At 39.3% G+C, this 21289-nt stretch carries 24 protein-coding genes, 1 pseudogene and 1 riboswitch; of the genes and pseudogenes, 23 read left to right on the plus strand and 2 right to left on the minus strand.

Annotated features, from left to right (window positions below; genetic code table 11):
* Positions 1-33: 33 nt before the first annotated feature.
* From OU989_RS10230 to OU989_RS10310, 17 genes and pseudogenes are all read left to right on the plus strand, one after another.
* Positions 34-663 carry an NAD(P)-dependent oxidoreductase gene (locus tag OU989_RS10230; RefSeq protein ID WP_274797041.1) on the plus strand — a complete coding sequence of 210 codons (630 nt, stop codon included), beginning with the start codon at positions 34-36 and terminating at the stop codon, positions 661-663.
* Between the two features lie 277 nt (positions 664-940).
* On the plus strand, positions 941-2359 hold the full coding sequence (gene aspA, locus OU989_RS10235) for an aspartate ammonia-lyase (RefSeq protein WP_274797042.1): 1419 nt from the start codon (positions 941-943) through the stop codon (positions 2357-2359).
* 189 nt (positions 2360-2548) lie between these two features.
* A complete protein-coding gene (locus OU989_RS10240) occupies positions 2549-3808 on the plus strand; it encodes a methyl-accepting chemotaxis protein (protein WP_274797043.1) in 1260 nt (419 codons plus the stop codon).
* Between the two features lie 438 nt (positions 3809-4246).
* The gene (gene ureA, locus OU989_RS10245) at positions 4247-4549 is read left to right on the plus strand and encodes an urease subunit gamma (protein ID WP_012294325.1); all 303 of its coding nucleotides are present in this window, start codon (positions 4247-4249) and stop codon (positions 4547-4549) included.
* A gap of 14 nt (positions 4550-4563) precedes the next feature.
* The gene (locus OU989_RS10250; RefSeq protein ID WP_274797045.1) at positions 4564-4932 is read left to right on the plus strand and encodes an urease subunit beta; all 369 of its coding nucleotides are present in this window, start codon (positions 4564-4566) and stop codon (positions 4930-4932) included.
* Positions 4929-6644, plus strand: coding sequence for an urease subunit alpha (ureC, locus tag OU989_RS10255; RefSeq protein WP_274797046.1), 1716 nt, complete (start codon positions 4929-4931; stop codon positions 6642-6644). Before OU989_RS10250 ends, ureC begins: the two co-directional genes overlap by 4 nt.
* Positions 6645-6695: 51 nt before the next feature.
* Complete coding sequence (locus tag OU989_RS10260) at positions 6696-7142, plus strand: urease accessory protein UreE (protein ID WP_274797047.1); 447 nt, start codon at positions 6696-6698, stop codon at positions 7140-7142.
* The gene (locus OU989_RS10265) at positions 7084-7824 is read left to right on the plus strand and encodes an urease accessory protein UreF (RefSeq protein ID WP_274797048.1); all 741 of its coding nucleotides are present in this window, start codon (positions 7084-7086) and stop codon (positions 7822-7824) included. Before OU989_RS10260 ends, OU989_RS10265 begins: the two co-directional genes overlap by 59 nt.
* A gap of 17 nt (positions 7825-7841) precedes the next feature.
* The gene (gene ureG / locus OU989_RS10270) at positions 7842-8471 is read left to right on the plus strand and encodes an urease accessory protein UreG (RefSeq protein WP_274797049.1); all 630 of its coding nucleotides are present in this window, start codon (positions 7842-7844) and stop codon (positions 8469-8471) included.
* The gene (locus OU989_RS10275) at positions 8464-9270 is read left to right on the plus strand and encodes an urease accessory protein UreD (RefSeq protein ID WP_274797317.1); all 807 of its coding nucleotides are present in this window, start codon (positions 8464-8466) and stop codon (positions 9268-9270) included. The genes ureG and OU989_RS10275 overlap by 8 nt, the downstream gene beginning before the upstream one ends.
* Before the next feature lie 27 nt (positions 9271-9297).
* On the plus strand, positions 9298-10884 hold the full coding sequence (locus tag OU989_RS10280) for an ABC transporter substrate-binding protein (RefSeq protein WP_274797050.1): 1587 nt from the start codon (positions 9298-9300) through the stop codon (positions 10882-10884).
* Positions 10874-11842: an ABC transporter permease gene (locus tag OU989_RS10285; RefSeq protein ID WP_274797051.1), complete on the plus strand. Its 969-nt coding sequence runs from the start codon at positions 10874-10876 to the stop codon at positions 11840-11842. The genes OU989_RS10280 and OU989_RS10285 overlap by 11 nt, the downstream gene beginning before the upstream one ends.
* Entirely contained in the window at positions 11839-12657 is an 819-nt protein-coding gene (locus OU989_RS10290) for an ABC transporter permease (RefSeq protein WP_274797052.1), read from the plus strand. Before OU989_RS10285 ends, OU989_RS10290 begins: the two co-directional genes overlap by 4 nt.
* Positions 12650-13399, plus strand: coding sequence for an ATP-binding cassette domain-containing protein (locus OU989_RS10295; protein ID WP_274797053.1), 750 nt, complete (start codon positions 12650-12652; stop codon positions 13397-13399). The genes OU989_RS10290 and OU989_RS10295 overlap by 8 nt, the downstream gene beginning before the upstream one ends.
* 12 nt (positions 13400-13411) lie before the next feature.
* Positions 13412-14137, plus strand: coding sequence for an ABC transporter ATP-binding protein (locus tag OU989_RS10300; RefSeq protein WP_274797054.1), 726 nt, complete (start codon positions 13412-13414; stop codon positions 14135-14137).
* A 189-nt stretch (positions 14138-14326) separates the two neighbouring features.
* Positions 14327-14506, plus strand: a pseudogene (locus tag OU989_RS10305) (amidase); the annotation flags it as partial.
* 237 nt (positions 14507-14743) lie between these two features.
* On the plus strand, positions 14744-15892 hold the full coding sequence (locus OU989_RS10310; protein WP_274797055.1) for a copper amine oxidase N-terminal domain-containing protein: 1149 nt from the start codon (positions 14744-14746) through the stop codon (positions 15890-15892).
* Positions 15893-16071: 179 nt separating this feature from the next.
* Here the strand turns inward: OU989_RS10310 and OU989_RS10315 are convergent, their stop codons facing one another.
* A complete protein-coding gene (locus OU989_RS10315; protein ID WP_274797056.1) occupies positions 16072-16359 on the minus strand; it encodes a YhfM domain-containing protein in 288 nt (95 codons plus the stop codon).
* 98 nt (positions 16360-16457) lie between these two features.
* Here OU989_RS10315 and OU989_RS10320 point away from each other — a divergent pair, with 98 nt between their 5' ends.
* Both OU989_RS10320 and OU989_RS10325 read left to right on the plus strand, forming a co-directional pair.
* Complete coding sequence (locus OU989_RS10320) at positions 16458-16838, plus strand: PH domain-containing protein (protein WP_274797058.1); 381 nt, start codon at positions 16458-16460, stop codon at positions 16836-16838.
* A 96-nt stretch (positions 16839-16934) separates the two neighbouring features.
* Complete coding sequence (locus tag OU989_RS10325) at positions 16935-17285, plus strand: YkgJ family cysteine cluster protein (protein WP_274797059.1); 351 nt, start codon at positions 16935-16937, stop codon at positions 17283-17285.
* A gap of 44 nt (positions 17286-17329) precedes the next feature.
* Here the strand turns inward: OU989_RS10325 and dnaN are convergent, their stop codons facing one another.
* The gene (dnaN, locus tag OU989_RS10330; protein ID WP_274797060.1) at positions 17330-18463 is read right to left on the minus strand and encodes a DNA polymerase III subunit beta; all 1134 of its coding nucleotides are present in this window, start codon (positions 18461-18463) and stop codon (positions 17330-17332) included.
* Positions 18464-18632: 169 nt separating this feature from the next.
* Between dnaN and OU989_RS10335 the strand changes: the two genes are divergently transcribed.
* From OU989_RS10335 to OU989_RS10350, 4 genes are all read left to right on the plus strand, one after another.
* The gene (locus OU989_RS10335) at positions 18633-18854 is read left to right on the plus strand and encodes a hypothetical protein (RefSeq protein WP_274797062.1); all 222 of its coding nucleotides are present in this window, start codon (positions 18633-18635) and stop codon (positions 18852-18854) included.
* A gap of 358 nt (positions 18855-19212) precedes the next feature.
* Positions 19213-19824, plus strand: coding sequence for a C39 family peptidase (locus OU989_RS10340; RefSeq protein ID WP_274797063.1), 612 nt, complete (start codon positions 19213-19215; stop codon positions 19822-19824).
* 161 nt (positions 19825-19985) lie between these two features.
* Positions 19986-20169, plus strand: a riboswitch (cobalamin riboswitch).
* Between the two features lie 27 nt (positions 20170-20196).
* Entirely contained in the window at positions 20197-20325 is a 129-nt protein-coding gene (locus OU989_RS10345; RefSeq protein ID WP_274797064.1) for a hypothetical protein, read from the plus strand.
* Positions 20326-20397: 72 nt separating this feature from the next.
* Positions 20398-21120: a hypothetical protein gene (locus OU989_RS10350; RefSeq protein WP_274797065.1), complete on the plus strand. Its 723-nt coding sequence runs from the start codon at positions 20398-20400 to the stop codon at positions 21118-21120.
* The last annotated feature ends 169 nt before the right edge of the window (positions 21121-21289 follow it).

A 21289-nucleotide genomic window follows, 5' to 3' on the forward strand; every position in this document is an offset into this window, starting at 1 on the left:
ATAGTTACAACTATATTTGAGGAGGAAAATTGAATGAAAATAGCAGTGATTGGTGCAACAGGGAAAGCAGGACAAAAAATAGTAGAGGAAGCGTTACAACGTGGTCATGAAGTAACAGCCATCGTTCGTTCGGCAGCAAAGGTAACAGCCTCTATTCCAGTGATTGAAAAAGAGGTTTTTGAATTAACGCAAGAAGATGTGAAGGGCTTTGATGTGGTGGTAAATGCATTTGGTGCACCAGCAGGTCAAGAGGAGTTACATGTAAAAGCAGGTCGTCATTTGATTGCAATTTTCAACGGAATTGACACAAAATTATTTGTCGTAGGTGGGGCAGGCAGTCTATTTGTGGACCCAGAGAAAAAAGTGCGTGTTATGGATACACCTGATTTCCCAGAGATGTTTTTGGCAACAGCCCAAAATCAAGGTCAAAACCTAGTGGATTTACAACAATCCTCTATTCATTGGACATTTTTAAGTCCTTCCGCATTTTTTGATCCAGAAGGCCCGCGTACAGGACACTACACAGCAGGTATTGACCACTTATTAGTAAATGACGCTGGTAACAGCTATGTAAGCTATGCCGATTATGCGGTGGCTGTATTGGATGAGCTAGAACAACCTCAACATGAAAACAGCCGTTTTACTGTGACATCAAATAAATAATAATGAAATGAAAACCAATAAAGTTGACGAAGAGAACAACTTTATTGGTTTTTTGACTTTTAATTCATGTTTCCAATCCATTTAAGTTAATTTTGACTTTACCTAAGAACAATATAACGGCTAATATTGCTCGACCATTAATAAAATATGCTCGGTTTTTAGCGGATTTTTTGCTTTTTTGAAGGATTTTTTTCGTTTACAGAAAAATGACTGTTTACAATACGACTTTTATTAGCTACTATCAAGTGTGAGTATTACATAAAAGGAGACGACAATAATGTCAACACAACGAATAGAAAAAGATTTTTTAGGTGAGCGCGTATTACCAGCAGAAGCGTATTATGGAATTCAAACACTGCGTGCTACGGAAAACTTCCCAATTACAGGCTACACAATTCACTCTTCACTAATTAAAGCAATGGGGATAGTGAAAAAAGCAGCTGCATTAAGTAATATGGAAGTACACCTATTATCAAAAGAAATTGGTGAGGCAATTGTCGAAGCTGCACAAGAAGTGATCGATGGCAAATGGGATGCAGAATTTATTGTAGACCCAATCCAAGGTGGCGCAGGTACATCCATCAATATGAATGCCAATGAAGTGATCGCGAACCGTGCCCTAGAAATTTTAGGGAAAGAAAAAGGGGACTATCACACAGTAAGTCCAAATAGTCATGTTAATATGTCACAATCAACAAACGATGCTTTCCCAACAGCGATCCATATCGCTGTGTTAAATTTAATAGATGAATTACTTGAAACGATGGATTATATGCAATCTGTCTTCCATCAAAAAGCGGAGCAATTTGCTCATGTTATTAAAATGGGCCGAACGCATTTACAAGATGCAGTGCCAATCCGTTTAGGACAAGAGTTTGAGGCTTATTGCCGTGTGATTAATCGTGATATCGTACGCATTCGTCAAACACGTCCAAATCTTTATGATGTGAACATGGGTGCAACGGCTGTAGGAACAGGCTTAAATGCTTTCCCAGATTACATTAAATCTGTTGATGAGCATCTTGCTGAAATTTCTGGTTTACCATTAAAAGGTGCGACACATTTAGTGGATGCAACACAAAATACAGATGCCTACACAGAAGTATCTGGTGCTTTAAAAATCTGTATGATTAATATGTCTAAAATCGCTAATGACTTACGTTTAATGGCTTCTGGTCCACGTGCAGGCTTAGGGGAAATCCTATTACCAGCTCGTCAACCAGGTTCTTCTATCATGCCAGGTAAAGTTAACCCTGTTATGCCAGAGGTACTGAACCAAGTTGCTTTCCAAGTAATTGGCAACGACCATACAATTTCTCTAGCTTCTGAAGCTGGACAATTAGAATTAAACGTAATGGAGCCTGTATTAGTATTCAACCTAATCCAATCGATTAGCATTATGAATAATGTTTTCCGTGCGTTTACGGAAAATTGCTTAAAAGATATTGAAGCAAATGAAGAGCGTATGAAAGAATATGTAGAGAAAAGTGTAGGGGTATTAACTGCTGTTAACCCTCATATCGGCTATGAAGTAGCTGCTCGCTTAGCGCGTGAAGCTATTCTGACAGGTCGTTCAATTCGTGAGCTTTGTATCGAAGAAGGCGTCTTAACAAAAGAGCAATTAGATTTAATCTTAGATCCATATGAAATGACACACCCAGGGATCGCTGGTTCTAGTATTATGAAATTAAAATAAATCTAGATTTCAAGACTGTAGACATGCTACTAAAGCTGTCTATAGTCTTTTTTTGTGAACAATTATCGGAGATTTAAGGAATGCTTTGTGTCTTTATTCTTATAAAAATAGAGCTTTTCTTTATGATTTTTAGGATTATTCAACTATAATGATGGTATAGAAGTAATATTTTAGTTGGGGGAATTTGTTATGAGTTTACGAAAAAAGAGTTTACTTGGCTTTTCTGTTTTAAATGTCTTAATGATTGCTATTTTATTTATTGATTTAGCCAATGTAACGTCATTAGAATGGCTTTCTACCATTTTAACCATCGTAGGAATCACGATTACACTATCTTACACGGCGTATGTGCACTACAAAGTTATTCAGCCAATTAAACAGTTAACCGAGGCTGCACAAGGGATTACTGCAGGCCATTTAGATAATGTGAACATTGAGGTTCGAGACAATAGTGAAATTTCTCAGCTAGCACAATCCTTTTTAGAAATGAAGGAACAATTACAAACAATGTCACAAAAAATTGCACACAGCTCATCTGATTTATCAGCAAGCATTGAGGAGTTATCAGCAAGTACGAATGAAATTACTCTTGCTGTAGAAGAAGTAGATCAACAAATGGAAAAAACGTCTGAGGGCTTAAAACAGGCTGCCGAGTCGGCTTATTCTAGCGCAAATGCGATGCAGGAAACGGTCGCTGGAATCGAACGAATTACCGTTGCTACACAGGATGTTTTTGATCATGCGAAGGATGCCAATGATATTGCAGGAAATGGTGCAAAGATTTTACATGTTGCGAAGGAGCAAATGCAATTTATTTCCGCTTCAACTGAAAAAACAAGTGGTCTTATGCAACAATTATCAAGTAAAATGACAGATATAAAAGCGATGACTGATATGATTACGGCTATTACAGATCAAACAAATCTATTAGCATTAAATGCAGCCATTGAAGCTGCTCGTGCTGGGGAGCATGGAAAAGGCTTTGCGGTCGTGGCTGAGGAAGTGCGTCAGTTAGCTGAGCAATCAAAGCATTCTGCTACGCAAATTGTGGACTTAGTCGTGGGGATTGAAAGTGATACAAAACAAGTTGCGTCAGCAGTGGAAGATGATTTAAAAAATGTCCAACAGGGTGTTTATGTCATTGATGAAGCAACAACATCTTTTGGAACGATTTCACAGCATGTTCGCGAAATGACAGGTCAGCTTGAGGACATTTCAACGACAGCTGAACAGCTTGCTAGTAGCGCGAATGAAGTGGCATCCTCTGTCACAACGATTGCAGATGACATGGGCAAGCTATCTAATTACACAGAAGTTGTTTTACATTCAATGGATGAACAAACTGCCTCCATGCAAGTAGTCAATCATGTTACACAGGATTTAACCGTGCAAGCTGATAATTTACAGAAGCTAACCAATCGATTTGATTATGAAAAAGAGCGTTTTTAGTCCTGAAATAATTATTTTACATAAAATAAATTTACTAGTTTTTTAATATAATTTTTCATTCGCTTTAGCTAGCAAGACAAGAGGCTTTTTTACAGATGACCAATTTTCTGTAAAATATGCCTCTTTTTTTATTAATTATTTAGCAAACTTGTAAATTCACAGATAAATAAAAATGTTGAATTTTTTAATGTAGTTTCTTATAATGGACTAGCTGTTACCTCTATTACTCACTTCAACTATTGCAACCCGCATTCGCCGGGTCAACAAGTCATTTCTATTTCTCTTCGCAAATCCCTTGCGAAATCATAATTTGTAAGACAACAACTAAATGCACGTACAACTAAATCGTTAGAACATTTCAAACTACTGAAAGGAAGTTATGTCCAGAAAAAATATTATTGAAAGATAATTCTGAATATAGGAAAGTGAGAGATTGGATTGAAGCTATCACCAGTTGAACAAGAAAAATTACTCCTCCATGTGGCAGGAGAACTTGCGCTGAAAAGAAAAGCTCGTGGCTTAAAGCTAAATTATCCGGAAGCTGTGGCACTGATTAGTAGTTTTATTATGGAAGGTGCTCGAGACGGCAAAACGGTAGCGCAGCTGATGAGTGAGGCTAAGCATGTACTCACAGCTGAAGATGTAATGGAAGGTGTCGGGGACATGATTTCAGATGTGCAGGTTGAGTGTACATTCCCAGATGGGACGAAGCTTGTTACGGTTCACCGTCCAATTCAATAAAGGAGTGTTGGAGAATGATTCCTGGAGAAATCCGACCGAAAAACGGTGTCATTGAAATCAATGTGGGTAGAGCGACGAAAAAGGTATTGGTAGCCAATACAGGTGACCGACCTATACAAGTAGGTTCCCATTTTCATTTTATCGAGGTTAATAGATTTCTAGAGTTTAATCGGCAAGATGCTATTGGTATGCATCTCAATATTCCATCAGGGACAGCGGTGCGCTTTGAACCTGGTGAGGAAAAAGAGGTGGAGCTTGTCGAGTTTGGTGGCAAACAGCATGTCTTTGGTTTAAATAGGCTAACAGAGGGCTCTACCCACCATAAGGAAGAAATTTTAGATAAGGCAATTGAAGGTGGCTTTAAAGGAGCGGAAGAAAAATGAAGGTAACACATGAAGCTTACGCGAAAATGTTTGGTCCCACTGTCGGAGATAAAGTTCGTTTAGCAGATACAGACCTGTGGATTGAAATTGAGAAGGATTATACATCCTACGGGGACGAAGGGGTCTTCGGTGGTGGTAAATCATTACGTGTCTCGATGGGGCAAAATGGTAAAAATACACGTGATGAAGGTGTGCTTGATACCGTCATTACTAATGTCATCATTATAGATTATACAGGGATTGTCAAAGCAGATATCGGTATAAAGGATGGACGTATTATTGGTATTGGGAAAGCTGGTAATCCGAACAGCATGGACGGAGTCGATCAGGACATGATTATCGGCGTTGGTACAGAGGTTTATGCAGGTGAAGGGCTAATTGCTACGGCAGGAGCCATTGATACACATATCCATTTCATCAGCCCTGATCAGGTGGAGACGGCCCTACTAGCAGGGACAACAACTTTTATTGGTGGTGGAACAGGCCCAGCAGCTGGCTCGAAGGCGACGAGCTTAACAGCGGGTGAATGGCATTTGCATCGCATGTTGCAAGCAGTTGAGGGCTTCCCAATAAATGTTGGCTTACTTGGAAAGGGAAGTGCATCTGAGCCAGCACCCATCATAGAACAAGTCCGTGCAGGTGCGATTGGTTTGAAAATTCATGAGGACTGGGGCGCAACACCAGCAGCGCTAGATCAAAGTTTATCTGTTGCAGATGACTATGATATTCAGGTTGCTCTTCATTCGGATACATTGAATGAAGCGGGTTTTGTGGAAGATACAATTAATGCGATTGATGGGCGAGTCATTCATATTTTCCATACGGAGGGGGCAGGTGGAGGACATGCGCCAGACCAGCTTGTCATGGCATCATTACCCAATATTTTGCCAGCATCTACAAATCCAACAAAACCGTTTACAACGAACACTATAGATGAGCATTTAGATATGCTAATGGTCTGCCACCATTTAAAGCATGATGTACCAGAGGATGTGGCATTTGCGGATTCCCGCATTCGACCAGAAACGATTGCAGCGGAAGATATTATGCAAGATTTAGGGATTTTAAGTATTATGTCTTCGGACTCACAAGCGATGGGACGTGTTGGTGAGGTAACGCTACGAACGTTCCAAACAGCAGACAAAATGAAGAAGCAACGTGGTCCATTACCACAGGATGAAGGCAAGGATCATGATAATTATCGTGTTAAGCGCTATATGGCAAAGCTGAATATTAACCCGGCGATTGCCCACGGAATTAGCCATGAGGTAGGTTCGCTAGAGGAAGGGAAGCTAGCAGATATCGTCCTTTGGGAGCCAGCATTCTTTGGTGTTAAGGCAGAAGTAGTCATTAAGGCAGGGATTGCGGTCTATGGCATCACAGGTGATCCGAATGCGTCGATTCCTACGCCACAGCCAATGAAAGGACGTCAAACATTTGGCTTTTATGGTCAAGGTCCTCAAAATTGTGGCATGACATTTTTACCGAAAATCGCTGTGGAGGAAGGCCTACCTGAAAAATTAGGCTTAAAACGAATGATTGGTACGGTTTCGAATTGCCGAAATATTCGTAAAGCTGACATGAAGCTCAACAATGCAACACCACAGATTGATGTGAATCCAGAAACCTATGAAGTAAAAATTGATGGGGAACTAGCAACATGTGAGCCTGTGGATATATTACCAATGGCCCAACGATATTTCCTATTCTAAGCCATCAAAGTGAGAGGAACAGCTAAAAATAGAGGATGAGGTGCAGAACTTATGTTAATTGAAAAAGTAATAGGCAATATTGCTAATGAAGAAGAACATCAACAGAAAACAACAGAATGGATTGAGCTAGAGTGGGAGGAATTAAGCAAACGAATTCTTCGTACGACAACGGATCAAGGTACAGATATTGCTTTGCGTTTAGAGGGAGAAGAACCATTACAATATGGCGACTTATTATTTGAGGATGCCGAACGTCGTATTGCAATTCGCACGAAGCTGGAGCCCGTTATCGTTATTACCCCAAAAGACATGTACGAAATGGGGAAATCAGCATTTGAATTAGGGAATCGCCATACACCTTGCTTAATTGAAAACAATGAAATCATCGTACGAGCAGATCATACGATTAATCCATTACTAGATGAAATAGGGGTGCATTATGAAACTACTGAAAGACGTTTCAAGCAGCCATTTAAATACCGTGGACACTCTCACTAATTTATCCTTATTGCATTTATTGCAAATCCATGATTCTGCCTTTCCAATCGGTTCCTATACCCACTCTTATGGTATGGAAACGTATATTCAAGAGGATCGCATTCGCACGAAGGAACATTTAGTTGAATTTTGTCAGGTGTATCTAGAGCAAAATTTAGTGTATGGGGATGCCATCCTTATTCAGGAGGCGTTCCATGCAGCACAAGCCCGAAATGTTACACGCCTTATTGAACTGGATGAACTGTGTGGCGCTATGAAGCTAGCGAAGGAGTCAAGAGATGCTAGTGTCAATGTAGGGAAGCAATTTATGCGAACAGTAGCCCCACTTATGGATAGCCCTTTTTTATTGCAATGGAAGGATCACATTGATCAGGAAGTCGTGAAAGGTCATTATGCAGTTTTATATGGGATTTATTGTGAAGCACTAGGTGTTAACGTTTTTCATGCTGTCATGACCTTTATGTATGCAACAATTAGTGGCCTCGTTCAAAATGCCGTACGAGCAGTGCCGTTCGGTCAAAACACAGGTGTCCAAGCCCTACATAAGCTCCTTGCCTCGGTGGAGGAAGCTGCCAAAACGGTGAAGACGTTAACGCTAGATGACCTTGCCAATAATGCGCTAGGTATAGAACTAGCCTCCATGAAGCATGAGTTTTTATTTTCGAGATTATTTATTTCATAGAAAGCGAGAGGATAGATATGAAACCAATACGCATTGGTATCGGAGGGCCTGTTGGGTCAGGCAAAACATCTTTAGTCGATCAATTAACACGTGTGATGCATGAGCACTACAATGTGGCAGTAATCACGAATGATATTTATACAAGAGAAGATGCCCAATATTTAATCACAAACGGTGTTTTAGCCGAAGAGCGAATTATTGGGGTGGAAACAGGTGGCTGTCCACATACAGCCATTCGTGAGGATGCATCGATGAATTTTGCCGCGATTGATGATTTGAATAAACGCTTTGCCGATTTAGATATTATTTTTATCGAAAGCGGTGGCGATAATTTATCGGCTACATTTAGTCCAGAGCTTGTTCATGGCTATATTTATGTCATTGATGTAGCAGAAGGACAGGATATTCCGCGCAAAGGTGGCCCAGCGTTAACACGTTCTGATTTATTACTAATCAATAAAACGTCATTGGCCCCTCATGTTGGTGTTGATTTAGAGCTGATGGATCAGGACGTGAAAAAAATGCGTGGTGGACGACCATATATTTTTGCAGATGTTCGCTCACAAACAAATGTTGATAAGGTGGTTGAATGGATTCAGCACCATATGCTCCTTGAAGGTGCCGAAGCAGTTGAAGAAAATGCTTAATCAAGGAAGGGTCAATCATTTCGGTAAGTTGGAGATGGCTTTTGAGCCTAGACGGGGTTTTACACGGCTTGTTCATGTGTATCAGCAGCCGCCATTAAAGGCAAGTCGAGAGCTGTATGAGGGCAATCATCCAACTGCCACCGTTTTTATTATGGAGTCCTCTGGTGGTATGGTCGCGGGAGACCGCAATGAAATTTCAGTAAAGCTTGCGCCAGACAGTCAGGTAAGGTTAAAGCAACAATCAGCATTAAAAATTTACCCTTCCCACACTGGCGAGTTTTGTACACAAGCCATCACAGTGGAACTCGATGAACGAGCGCGATTAGAATGGCTTCCTGAAGTGACCATTCCATTTGAACGAGCCAAATTTCAGGTAGATACAACGATTCATCTGAAAGAGAGCTCAACATTGATTTGGGGGGAGATTGTCGCCCCTGGAAGAGAAATGCGAGGAGAAATTTTTGATTATCAAGCATTCCAATCTAAGTACAAGCTCTATGTAGAGGATTCATTGATTGCTTTTGATTCCTTTCATTTCAAGCCACAGGACATGAATTTTTCAACGATTGGCTTGCTTGAAAAGGCGCTCTATATCGGCTCCTTATGGATTGTGGCGCCACAGGTTCAACATCTCAATATACGAGATTTACAGGATCGAATTCAATTGGAACCGTCCGTTCAGGCAAGTGTGACAAAACTAACCGATCAGGCCATTCATTGTAGATGGCTCGCCAAAGAGCAACGAACACTTCACAAAGAAATCAACAATATGTTTGAGTACATCTCAACATTGCTGTAATTTCTGTTGTGATAAAGGAGATAGTAAATGAAAAAGAGTTCCCTATTCATACTTTTGATGATAGTAGCAATAAGTCTTGTTGGCTGTGCCTCTAGTCAGGGGGAAGAGAAACAACCAGCTGCTACATCATCGTCTCAGGCAAATGAGCTTATTTTTGCCTCGGAATCTGAGTTTGCGGGTTTGAATCCGCTGTTGGAGGAAACCAATCTAGATGCATTTTTATTTAGAGGTCTGATGCGCTTTGATGAGCATAATGTTCCGGTAAATGATATTGCTCAAAGCATTAAAATATCTGATGACCAGATGACTTATACAATTACCATTCAACAAGATGTGACGTTCCATGATGGGCAGGCATTAACAGTAGACGATATTATCTTTACCATTGACAGTATTTTAGATGATGAAAACGGCTCCTATTTAAAGTCTGATTTTAACCATGTAGCATCAATGAACAAGATCAATGACACAACAATGACCATTCAATTAGACGAGCCATTTACGCCGATGTTAGATAAATTAACGGTGCCAATTTTGCCAAAGCATGCCTTCGAAGGGCAAGAAATGCGAACGGCTTCGTTTAACCAACAACCAATTGGGGCTGGTCCGTACATGTTTGAGCAATGGGATAAAGGAACAAGCTTAACGCTAAAAGCATACCCAGCCTTCTTTGGCACAAAGGCTTCAATTGAAAAAGTCATTTTTAAATTTATCCCTGATAGCAATGTGCGAGCTTTACAGCTAAAATCTGGTGAGGTAGATATTGCGCTTCTTGACCCGAATCAGGTGGAGGAGCTTTCAAAAGTAGAGCATTTAAAAATGTATGAAGTTGAATCAGCAGATTATCGCGGTCTCTTATTTAATATGAAGTTTCCAATTTGGCAAGATGTGACGATTCGTAAGGCCATTAGCTATGCAACTGATCGCGCTGGTATTGTAAAGGGCATTTTACATGGTTACGGTACGGAAGCATACTCACCATTACAAAAGCATGCCTTTACCAATAGCACGATTGAACAGTATTCTTATGATGTCAAGAAAGCCAACAAGCTCCTAGAACAAGCGGGCTGGACATTAAAGGATGACGGTTTCCGCTATAAGGATGGTCAAAAATTAGCATTTACGATTACGGCTCCGATTACCGATACAGTGCGTGTCAATATGGCTAATTATGCAGCAGAAGGCTATAAAGCGGTGGGGGCAGATGTGAATGTAGCTGCCCTAGATTGGAACAATATTGTCATTGAAGATTCAGAAGCTTTTATGGTGGGCTGGGGTAGTCCATATGATGCAGATCATCATACGTATAGCTTATTCCACTCGGGTGAATCAAGCCACACAAGTGCTGGCTATAATTACGGCAGCTATGCCAATGCTAAAGTAGATGCTTTGCTAGAGGAAGGACGAACAACCGTTGATCCTGAAAAACGTAAGGAAGTCTATGTGGCATTACAAGAGGAACTAGCACAAGATCCACCTTTCGCTTACTTTGCCTACGTGGATGCAGTATATGGCATCAATGAACAGATTCATGGTGTCAAAGAGCGGATTTTAGGTCACCACGGGGCTGGCTTCCTATGGAATGTCGAGGAGTGGAAATGGAATGATCGCTAAATGGATCGGGAAGCGAGTGATAATGGGGACAATGGTCCTCATTATCGTGAGCTTCCTCTCTTTTTTCATGATGCATGCCGCTCCTGGTAATCCAGCTGCAGCTTATTATGGTGGCAATGCGCAAACATTATCCGCAGCTGAGAAGGAGCGTATTGAAAAAGCCTTTGATCTCGATCAACCAGTACTGTATCAATACGGTTCTTGGCTTCGTGGCGTACTACAAGGCAATTTAGGATACTCGGCAAAAGAGGGCAGATCAGTCGCAACAATTTTACAGGAACGTTTACCGAATACACTACAGCTCGTTGTTTTGACTTTAGTTATGGTAACGATTGCGTCCATTTGGCTCGGCTTACGGGCAGGGATGCTGGAAGGTTCATTACTAGATAGAGGACTATCTATTGTCAGTATTGCAAGTTCAGCTATCCCACCATTTTGGCTCGGTATAGTATTTATCATGGTGTTTTCCGTACAGCTAGGCTGGTTTCCTTCATCGGGGATGTATGATGTACGGGGGAATGGAGGGATGGTGGATCGACTATACCATATGGTCCTTCCTTTAACAGTCCTTGTTCTGTCACATGTCGGGATATTCGCCCGCTTTTTACAGGAGAATGTGAAGGCTGAGAACCATAGCTATTATGTCCAAGTTGCACGTGCCAACGGAGTGCCAGAGCGTGAAATTCGTAAGATGATATTACGCAATGCCATGATTCCCTATATCAATTATGTCGGTGTTACCATTCCTTCATTTTTCGGAGGCTCCATTGTCGTTGAAACCTTATTTGGCTGGTCAGGCTTAGGACAGCTTTTGGTGAAATCAGTCATGGTTAAGGATTTTCCTGTACTTATGGGGGCTATTTTACTCATTGGCGTTGTGGTTGTTATGTGTTTAATTCTCATTGATATCCTAATGATTTGCCTGAATCCTAGGTTAAGAAGAGGGGGGCTTGTATGAGAAAAGAAAAACAGCGGAAGATACCCATCTTTTGGTTAGTGCTTCTTGCTTTCATTTTTGGCTTGACCCTTTTCTCCTCTATCCTCGCTCCTTTTGAACCAAATGCGATGGATATGAACCATATTTATGAGGCGCCTACTACGACACATTTCCTCGGAACAGATCAATTAGGCCGAGATGTCCTATCCCGCTTGCTTATTGGTGGGAGGGTGACTCTTTTCATCGCCATTGTTTCCGTTGTTCTAGCCAGTATAATTGGCATTATTTATGGAGGCATAAGTGGTTATTTTGGCGGGGCTATTGATGCCGTGATGATGCGTATATTAGAGGCCTGTTTAACCATTCCTTCTTTAGTGATCGTCCTTGCCCTTCAAGCGATTATGCAGGGGAGCGTTTGGCGCATGGCGATTATTATGGGGGCTACGAGCTGGTTTGTCACAGCACGTATTGTGCGATCTGAATTTATCCGTTTAAAGGAAGCCGAATTTGTACAAATGGCTAAAATGTTCCGTACACCGTTGTGGAAAATTCTTTTTAGCCATTTATTACGTAATAGTTTTCCTGCCATCTTTGTCGTAACGATTTTTAACTTTGCTGGCGCTATATTTACGGAGGTGTCCTTAAGCTTTTTAGGGATTGGGGTCCCACCAGCCATTCCGTCCTGGGGGACCATGCTCTATACGGCACAAAATGATTTACTAGTTGGTGCTTGGTGGATGGGGCTGTTTCCAGGACTATTAATCTTTATAACTATTTTATGTGTACAAGCAATAGGAAGTACGTTCAAGAAGGGAGGGGAGCGGACACATGTTTAAGATGTACAATGTAGCGGTACGAATGAATGAAAAAACAATTCTCAAAGATCTGTCATTCATTGTGCCGAAAGGGCAGATTACCGTGATGATTGGTGAAAGTGGTAGTGGGAAAAGCACGACTATTTCAGCCTTGCTTGGCATGCTTCCTGCTCATGCAACAGTGGAAGGGTCAATTTATTTTAATGGTCAAAATATAATGGAGCTATCGAAACAGGAGCAACTGGCACTACGTCAAAAACATTTCTTTACGATTTTCCAGGATGCCATCAATAGTTTTTCACCGACTATAAAGTTAAAGCAACAAATGTATGCGTTAAGTGCTTTACGGGAGGGTCATAAGAAGAAGGATTTTTTAGCTACCATCCAAGTCATGTTAAAGGACTTTCATTTACCAGAAAATGTGTTAGATTGCTATCCCTTTGAGCTTTCAGGGGGAATGCTCCAACGCTGTATGCTCGCCTGTGCCTTATACAATGAGCCAGACATCTTAATAGCGGATGAACCAACTTCCGCCTTAGATATGCTCCATCAGCAGGAATTTATTCAACTATTGAAAAAGCTTCATACCCGACTAGGAACGACAATACTATTGATTACCCATGATTTAGGTGTTGCTGCTGCCATCGCTGATTTTATTCTTGTAATGAAAAATGGAGAAATGGTGGAGCGAGGGCATGTGAAAGACATCTTTGAACAGCCGAAGCATCCATATACGAAGCAGCTTGTGGCTAATCATTTTTAGGAGGCGTAAATTTTGTTGCTGCAGGTTGACCATGTTTTTAAAAGCTATCGAAGAGGACAGCAAGTATTAAAAGATATTAACCTTACTGTAGGAAATGGTGAATTAGTAGGTTTAGTGGGGGAAAGTGGCAGCGGCAAAAGTACATTGGCTAAAGTTATCATGCAGCTAGAAAAGCCGAACAAAGGAACAGTGCTCTTTCAAAACCAAGCTATTACCAAACATAATCGCACCTCTTTTTATGAAAGATGCCAGCTCATTTTTCAAAATGCTACAGCGGCATTAAACCCAACGTGGACGGTAAGGGAACTATTAAGAGAGCCATTACAGCATCAATCAGTAAATGATACGTATTTACAGACCATGCTAGAGAAAGTTAAACTACCAGCAGATATCTTACATGCCTTACCTACAGAGCTAAGTGGTGGTGAAAGACAACGTGTCAATTTACTAAGATCCATTTTAATTGAGCCGCAATTAATCGTCTGTGATGAAATTGTTTCGAGTCTAGATCGTTTAATACAACGAGAAATAATCGATTTATTAGTCACACTCAATAAAGAAAGAGACATGGCGATATTGTTTATTTCGCATGATCTAAAGGCCGTTTCTTATTTATGTGACCGCATTTATGTCATGAAGGCGGGAGAAATTGTGGACGAGAGCTATAAGGAACAAAATCGCTTTGCTTTCACAAACAGCTATGCCCAGAGGCTGTTTAAGGCGATCCATCATACATAAGCATTTTCCTATAATTTCTTATGTAAGAAAAAGACTGGGAGCACGTTGATGGAGATAAAATGTAATAGGATTTAAGAGAAGAAATGACTATATATGCCATTCAAAGGGCGTTCGAGCAAGGGGGGCTAACAGCCAAAGAACTAGTCATGTATTCATAGCCAGCTTTGATCAAAAAGGACCGTATAGGCTTCCACAATAAGTACCAAAGCAGGCGATCCAACAATTGCTGTCCCAGTAGGTAATATGGCAAGTAGGAGACCCTGTGGTATTGCATTTCCTGCTACTGCATTTAGTGAAGTCACTTTAATTAAGCTAGCCTATTCTTTTGAACAAGCAATAAAATGGCAAAAGGCTCCTCAATGGCTCTAATTAATCGTTAGGGTTCTACATATTAGACCAATCTACTATGTAGAACCCTTTCTTCATTTACTGGTTAGATTACTAACTTTATAGTTTAAAAGAGCTTCGCTAGTTAGAGAAAAAGTATGGACATTAGAGGTAGTAACACCTGACGGAAAAGTGGTACACTATGGATAATACATATATTGGTAACAAAAACCTGTATGCTTCTTTAAAATATAACATTCATTATTGAGAGGTGTAAGAATGAACTTGAAATTTATCCTCATATTATTTACTTTTACATTGTTCCTAGCTTTTGGTTTCACAGCACACGCAGAAAATCTTTATGACTATTATGAAGATGTATCTGAACATGACTTGAAAAATAGTATGATTCTTTCTCCTGAAAGCTCCATGGCATTTATTAATGGGCAGAAAGTATCTACTGTTCAGCCGATTATTAAAGATGGAAGAACATTAGTACCCCTTCGTTTTATTTCTGAAGGATTTGGTGCAAAGGTAGATTTTAATACAAAAAAACAGTCCATTACCATTACATACGCTACTAAAACCATTTCCCTAAAAATAGGAGATAATAATATTTCAATAAACGGTAAATCGAGCGAAATGGATGTGGCAGCAAGCATATACAACAGTTCAACGTATATTCCTTTAAGGTATATTGGCGAGGCATTTAATAAAAAAGTCGTCTACTTAAAAAATGCAGAGATTCAACCATATCGTTTGATTATAATTAGGGACGTTCATGCCACAGCAATTGAAAACCTTAATCTTATCCATATTTTTAAATTACTCTATCAAGGAAAATCCATTGTCTACAGTGATCGATATATGGCAGTCATTAAAGAAAACGGTCACTTAGTATTTAGCAACACCTTTAGTGATTTCGAGCCCTTTGTTTATCAGGAATTAATTGAGGATAAAAACTCGGTTCGATATGGGGATATATGGTTTAATACGGACATGGGCCATTTTTATTTGAATTATTCCTATAACACAACGCAGGAATTTATTTTATATCGTGTGGATGGCGATGCAATTACAAGAGTTGCGATTGAGAAAGCACCAATAAAGTCGGTAAAAACATATCAAAACAATGTCTTTTACTTGACAAGATATGAGCGTGGAATACTCAATGCTGAGGATACAAGCAATTTAAAATCTGCAACATTTACCAATGGACAATGGTTTTCCGATTATTTAGGTAAGCCTGGATTTTATTATGGCTTTGACACATTAGGTAATGTCTATGATTGGACAATTAATGGGAACGGGATCACTACATTTGGCTTTCAACGCTCCGGTGATTTAAGCTCTGATGAAAGAAAAAAAACGTTCGGACATTATAGAATCGATCTGAAGGGGAATCACCATGAGCTGATATCGCCATGAGTAAAAAGGGCCCTTTAGTCTAAATTAAACCATCATTTCTTGTCGTAGCCCTAAATAAACGGAAGTGTTTTTTTATTGCCGAACAAGGGCTATGAGTGCCTCGGTATAATCCTTTGAGATTGTGTAGATCGTATGTGTGTCTTTCGTATTCATGAGCACACTGCTTTGTCCATTCTCACCTAGCCAAAGATATAGCCATATTTGTTGCCAGCAGTATCCACTACTTGCAAATCATATTCAGGTGAAGCCATATCCACAACGCCTTCGTTTTTGACGGCTGTAGAAATGGCTTGTTGGAATAAATCAAGTGATTCCTCATCCTCATATATAACCATAAAATCAGTATTTATTTGACCAAATTCAGCTCCAATTGAGAGGCTGACCTTAGTTAACTCGCCACCTGGTAGCCTCTCTTCATTACAGCCAAAGAGGAATACGGCCAAAAAAGCAACCATCATTACACGCAACTCCTCACCTCCTATAAACTAAATAATACCATCATTTCTTGTCGTAGCCCTTGTATCTTTGTAATACATTAAATAAACGGAAGTGAGAGGGGAAGATCATGGGATTATTTGATGGGTTAATCGGCAATGCAAGTGAGGTCGATTTAGATAAATTACAGCAGGAAGTAAAGGATTTATTAATTACACATGAAACAATCAAAAATGCCTATAAAATTATAAGAGATACGTTTATTTTTACCGATAAACGATTAATCCTCATTGATAAGCAGGGGGTGACGGGTAAAAAAACCGAGTACCATTCCATTCCCTATAAAAATATTGTGCATTTTTCAGTGGAAACAGCCGGCACATTTGATTTAGATGCAGAGCTCAAAATATGGGTATCAGGCAGTTCGTTACCGATTCAAAAAAACTTCAACAAGGCGACAAATATTTATAAAGTACAAAGTGTCTTAGCTCAGTATGTTCTAGGAACCTAATGTATGGTATAATAAGAGTAACATTTACAAAACACATCGTCTAAAGCCCGCATGTATGCGAGGCTTTTTTTGTTGTGCAATGAAAGGGGAATGAAGATGGAAAACTTACCATGTGAAGGGTGTAAGGGGTTATGCTGTGGTCCAGTTCCAATCACAGAGAAGGAATTAAAGAACATAAAAAAGAAGCTCAAATCGATGCCTAGTAAAATACGTTTAGAGCTTAAAAACCAACAACGATTTATGGGTACATGTATTTTTTACGATTTACAAAAGGATCGATGTGGCATCCATGCCGTACGACCTGAAATTTGTAGAATGTTTGGCTATTACAAGGAGCTAGTTTGTTTTCGAAAACCAGCAGTCGCAACTAAAACGATGGATACTTCGACAATAGCAAATCATATCGGTATCTTATCGTTAGATTATACGTGGAAGGATTTTGAGTAGTTATCAATTTATAAGAGATACTAGGCGGGTAAACGCCTAGTCTTCTAATAATACGAACGTACTGGTGAAATAAGGTGAAGGGAAGAGGAATGATCAACCGGTTCAATGAAGATGGGTCTCATTGTACCACCAAAACTTACTTTAATCTCTTCATCTTTTATTACCTTTAAAGCATCCATTAAAAAACTGCCATCCAATGAAATACGTAGGTCACGATCACCGTTAATCGCTTTGATAGGTTGGGTTTCTTCTATTTTTCCTATTTCGGAGGAGTTTGAGGAAATTTTTATTTTACTCCCATCGATAATTTCTAAATTGACATTGTTATTTTTCCATTCGTTTGCAAAAAGGCAAGCTCTATCAATACCCTTTAATAGTTGTTTCCTGTTAAGCGTAATGATTGTCTTCGAATGATTTGGTAAGAGTTCAAAAACATTGGGATAAGTTCCAGCTATTAATCTTGTATAAAGTAAGGTAGTAGTAGATTTAAATATCATATAGTTGTCTATTACAAATAATTGTATTACACCCGATTCGTTATTTATGAGTTTCATCAGCTCACTTAGGCTTGTTCCTGGAACGGTAAATGAGCCATTTATGCTTGATTCTATTACATATTTTCTTAAAGCTAATCGTTGGGAATTCGTTGCAACACACGTCAATTGATTCTCTTTGAATATCATATTTACTCCTGTCAAAACAGGTCTCGACTCACTTTTTGCGACTGCAAACACAGTTTGTTCAATAATTTCCATTAGTACTACACTAGGGATTTCAATATAGTCGGTTTCATCAAATAGAGGAAGACTTGGGTACTCTACAGAATAAAAGCCATTTAAATTTGTTATAATTTCGCCAGATTGAATAGTTACGAATTGTTTTTCATTCACGTTGATATGTATTTTATTAGGCAATTTCTTAACAAGCCCACTTAAAAATTTAGCAGAAATCACAACACTACCAGGTTGATAAATCTCCAGTACTTTTACTCCGTCAATCGTTAGAGGAATCACTCTCTCAATGATCATATCAGAATTGCTTCCGACGAGTACTAAACAATGATCATAAGCGATTATCTTAATACCTGCCAGAATGGGGAACGGTGTCTTTAAAGACACAGCTTTAGTAACGTCCGAAATAGCTTTGTTAAAACATTCATGATCTATGATAAATTCCATACAGAACACCTCATTTAATTGTCTATGAAACTATTTCGACAAAAAACAAGAATATCCTATCACAATCAATAAGGAATTTTTCTGAATAATGGATGATTTCTGACTAAACTATGGTAAAATAAACCATAATAGTAAACAAAGATAATTCCTTTGATTGGAGGTTAACCAGATGGATGAAAAGAGGAAGCGCAAATTTCAGGTCATTGGTATAGTTTTAATGATAGTCCTATTAGCTGCGGCGTTTGTGTTATTTTTCTTAGGTCATTATATGGTGGCGTTTGCCTTATTCGGAATTTTTATGCTCGTTCTGAATTTTGTTAGCAATTGGAAGGGACTTGATAATGCAGATTACGTTTATAGAAAAGTTCATAAGCATAATGAGAAGTGGTAATGGGGTACGCAAAACTTTGGTAAGTTGAATAAGAAGCTATTACATAAAACCGCTAGAGGATATGACCGTCTCTAGCGGTTTCCAGTTTCATCGAGTTTAGTAACTCATTACATAAAAAAGCATCACCAAGGAAGAGGAGTCAATTGGAGTTATTATCATGAGGGAACTATATGGCTTTGGGTACGATGCTTACTTTATTACTAGATATAATGGTAGATGGATACCGTTTGGAATTAAAGAAGGTTGTAAATAAATGTACTTTAATGGGTTCGATTGTTTAATTATGCGCTAACGACGATGCAAGTAGAAGGGCTTTGAATATTGTTGTGATATGGCAGCAAAGCATTGGGGGAGTAGTATGTTTATAATTAGAACAGTTATTTTATGGATTATTATATCAACTATGATAAATGCATATTTAATGACATTTCCTGTTCCTGTTTTACGAAAAAGAGGATACCCGGCTAACTATCTAATTAAACGAAATAATAGAATCGACATACAAAATAACAGGGAATGTGCAGGATTTTCAACAGCGTATGTGTTGCGACATTTTGGAATAGAGGCCGATGGTGAAGCATTATATTCTAGTTTCCCTAGTAAAATGAGGTCAGGTAATGTGTATCCAAAGGGCATCCGGACGGTGTTAAGGAAAAAGGGATTGAAAACAAGCTATTTTAAAGGAACAATAGATACATTAAAGTATGAAGTAAGTAAAGGAACACCCGTAATTGTTTTCATTAAAGTACATAAGGATTTTAATAATTTGCATTTTGTCCCTGTTGTAGGATATGACGAGCAGTTTGTCTATCTTTCAGAATCATTAAGGCAACTGGTGAATTGTAATGATGCTAACAATAGCTATAATCGTAAAGTTACTATTAAGGAATTTAAAAAATTGTGGAATGTAAAAAATATTACTATGCCTCTTTATAGCAATACTTATATAACAGTAGAACCTTTATCTTAACACACCGGTGCGATTAGGGTTACAGGTATGTGAAATAGAGGTTTTGTAAGTAAGTGATAGTTTGTAAAATGTTGTGAAAATTGACTTTTAATTCACAAAGATTTACAATTGGATTTAATAATTTATAAGGAATATGGGAAATACTAAATTCCTTATCAACTAAATAGCGTGTAGTAATAGGTGTAAATTGCGTGCAATTTGCTTAAAAGGGAAGTCGGTGAGAATCCGACACTGTCCCGCAACTGTAAATGTGAGCGACTTTTCAGCATCCACTGTCTTTGGACGGGAAGGAGAAAAGAAGCGATGATCATGAGTCAGGATACCTGCCTGTTACGAGTACACACCATAAACCTACGAGGAATAGGAGGTGGCATGTTGACAAAACAGAATGCTCTGTTCGTCACAGTACGTCAAACGCCCAAAGTTCATGAAGGGGTTCATCATCGGGCTCATTCACATTTACTTCGGGTTTGTTTGGCATTGTGTGATGAAGAAAGTTAATGTAAAGGATTTCCTCAAAGAATAGGAAGTCCTTTTTTGTTTTGAAAAAATGTACGCAAAGGGGATGCACGTATGATGTATGTAGAAATGAACATTTGTAAGCAACCACGCACAGAAACAGCCAAGAAAGCGAAAACGAGAATGGCGGTTGAATCACTGATCGATCAATTATTAGCAACGAAGCTCATTCGCAATGATCGTTTCTTTGAGCAAATTTTATATAATAAAGATATTATTTGGATCCAAAATGGGGAGGTCAATGGTCATCTTTTTGCGAAGGCAGCGGTAACTGATCAACTGAAAACGAAGACCAATAGCTTTATGATGTATATGCCGTCCAATCCAATTGTCTATGAGGTGAATGGGGAGCCGTACCATTTCATAACACGTATTGATTCAACACGGGCAAAGCCTAATCTTGAACGGCTGACATTCGAGCCAAAGCCTATTTTAAGTGCTGCACGAGTGAATGATTTACTATGCTCGATTGTGATGCGTTTTTATGAAACGTATATACAGGATTTAGCACCACAGCACGACAAACTCATCGCATTTGTACAGCAGGAATATGCCCAGTTTATTGAAGCGGTACAAGAATTAAATAATGATCATTTTAACTGGCATCCGCGCGGTAACGGCCATGAGCTTTTGCTGAAATTAATTGATCATTTACAACTTATCAAAAGTCATCCAGGCAAAGTGTTAATTGATTTCACAAACTCGCATGACTATGTAATCGTCCAACCAGCATATTTCGTGCACAAACCAACAAAAAAAGCAGTCGGTGCCCTATAAATATAAGCCCTCCAACCAACGGAGGGCTTATTTTAATTAAAGAATATCGCTGCTTGAGTGAAGAATACCCGCGAAAGGGGAGGAAATACCCGCGTTTGAGCGAAGAATACCCGCGGAAGGAGAGGAAACACCCGCGCAAGAGCGAAGAATACCCGCGGAAGGAGAGGAA

The organism is Lysinibacillus irui, from assembly GCF_028877475.1.
In the GTDB taxonomy this organism is placed as follows: Bacteria; Bacillota; Bacilli; order Bacillales_A; family Planococcaceae; genus Lysinibacillus; species Lysinibacillus irui.

Coding starts and splice junctions, on each gene's coding strand:
- OU989_RS10230 (WP_274797041.1), top strand. CDS start 34: ATGAAAATAGCAGTGATTGGTGCAACAGGGAAAGCAGGACAAAAAATA.
- aspA (WP_274797042.1), top strand. CDS start 941: ATGTCAACACAACGAATAGAAAAAGATTTTTTAGGTGAGCGCGTATTA.
- OU989_RS10240 (WP_274797043.1), top strand. CDS start 2,549: ATGAGTTTACGAAAAAAGAGTTTACTTGGCTTTTCTGTTTTAAATGTC.
- OU989_RS10250 (WP_274797045.1), top strand. CDS start 4,564: ATGATTCCTGGAGAAATCCGACCGAAAAACGGTGTCATTGAAATCAAT.
- ureC (WP_274797046.1), top strand. CDS start 4,929: ATGAAGGTAACACATGAAGCTTACGCGAAAATGTTTGGTCCCACTGTC.
- OU989_RS10260 (WP_274797047.1), top strand. CDS start 6,696: ATGTTAATTGAAAAAGTAATAGGCAATATTGCTAATGAAGAAGAACAT.
- OU989_RS10265 (WP_274797048.1), top strand. CDS start 7,084: ATGAAACTACTGAAAGACGTTTCAAGCAGCCATTTAAATACCGTGGAC.
- ureG (WP_274797049.1), top strand. CDS start 7,842: ATGAAACCAATACGCATTGGTATCGGAGGGCCTGTTGGGTCAGGCAAA.
- OU989_RS10275 (WP_274797317.1), top strand. CDS start 8,464: ATGCTTAATCAAGGAAGGGTCAATCATTTCGGTAAGTTGGAGATGGCT.
- OU989_RS10280 (WP_274797050.1), top strand. CDS start 9,298: ATGAAAAAGAGTTCCCTATTCATACTTTTGATGATAGTAGCAATAAGT.
- OU989_RS10285 (WP_274797051.1), top strand. CDS start 10,874: ATGATCGCTAAATGGATCGGGAAGCGAGTGATAATGGGGACAATGGTC.
- OU989_RS10290 (WP_274797052.1), top strand. CDS start 11,839: ATGAGAAAAGAAAAACAGCGGAAGATACCCATCTTTTGGTTAGTGCTT.
- OU989_RS10295 (WP_274797053.1), top strand. CDS start 12,650: ATGTTTAAGATGTACAATGTAGCGGTACGAATGAATGAAAAAACAATT.
- OU989_RS10310 (WP_274797055.1), top strand. CDS start 14,744: ATGAACTTGAAATTTATCCTCATATTATTTACTTTTACATTGTTCCTA.
- OU989_RS10320 (WP_274797058.1), top strand. CDS start 16,458: ATGGGATTATTTGATGGGTTAATCGGCAATGCAAGTGAGGTCGATTTA.
- OU989_RS10325 (WP_274797059.1), top strand. CDS start 16,935: ATGGAAAACTTACCATGTGAAGGGTGTAAGGGGTTATGCTGTGGTCCA.
- dnaN (WP_274797060.1), bottom strand. CDS start 18,463: ATGGAATTTATCATAGATCATGAATGTTTTAACAAAGCTATTTCGGAC.
- OU989_RS10335 (WP_274797062.1), top strand. CDS start 18,633: ATGGATGAAAAGAGGAAGCGCAAATTTCAGGTCATTGGTATAGTTTTA.
- OU989_RS10340 (WP_274797063.1), top strand. CDS start 19,213: ATGTTTATAATTAGAACAGTTATTTTATGGATTATTATATCAACTATG.
- OU989_RS10345 (WP_274797064.1), top strand. CDS start 20,197: ATGTTGACAAAACAGAATGCTCTGTTCGTCACAGTACGTCAAACGCCC.
- OU989_RS10350 (WP_274797065.1), top strand. CDS start 20,398: ATGATGTATGTAGAAATGAACATTTGTAAGCAACCACGCACAGAAACA.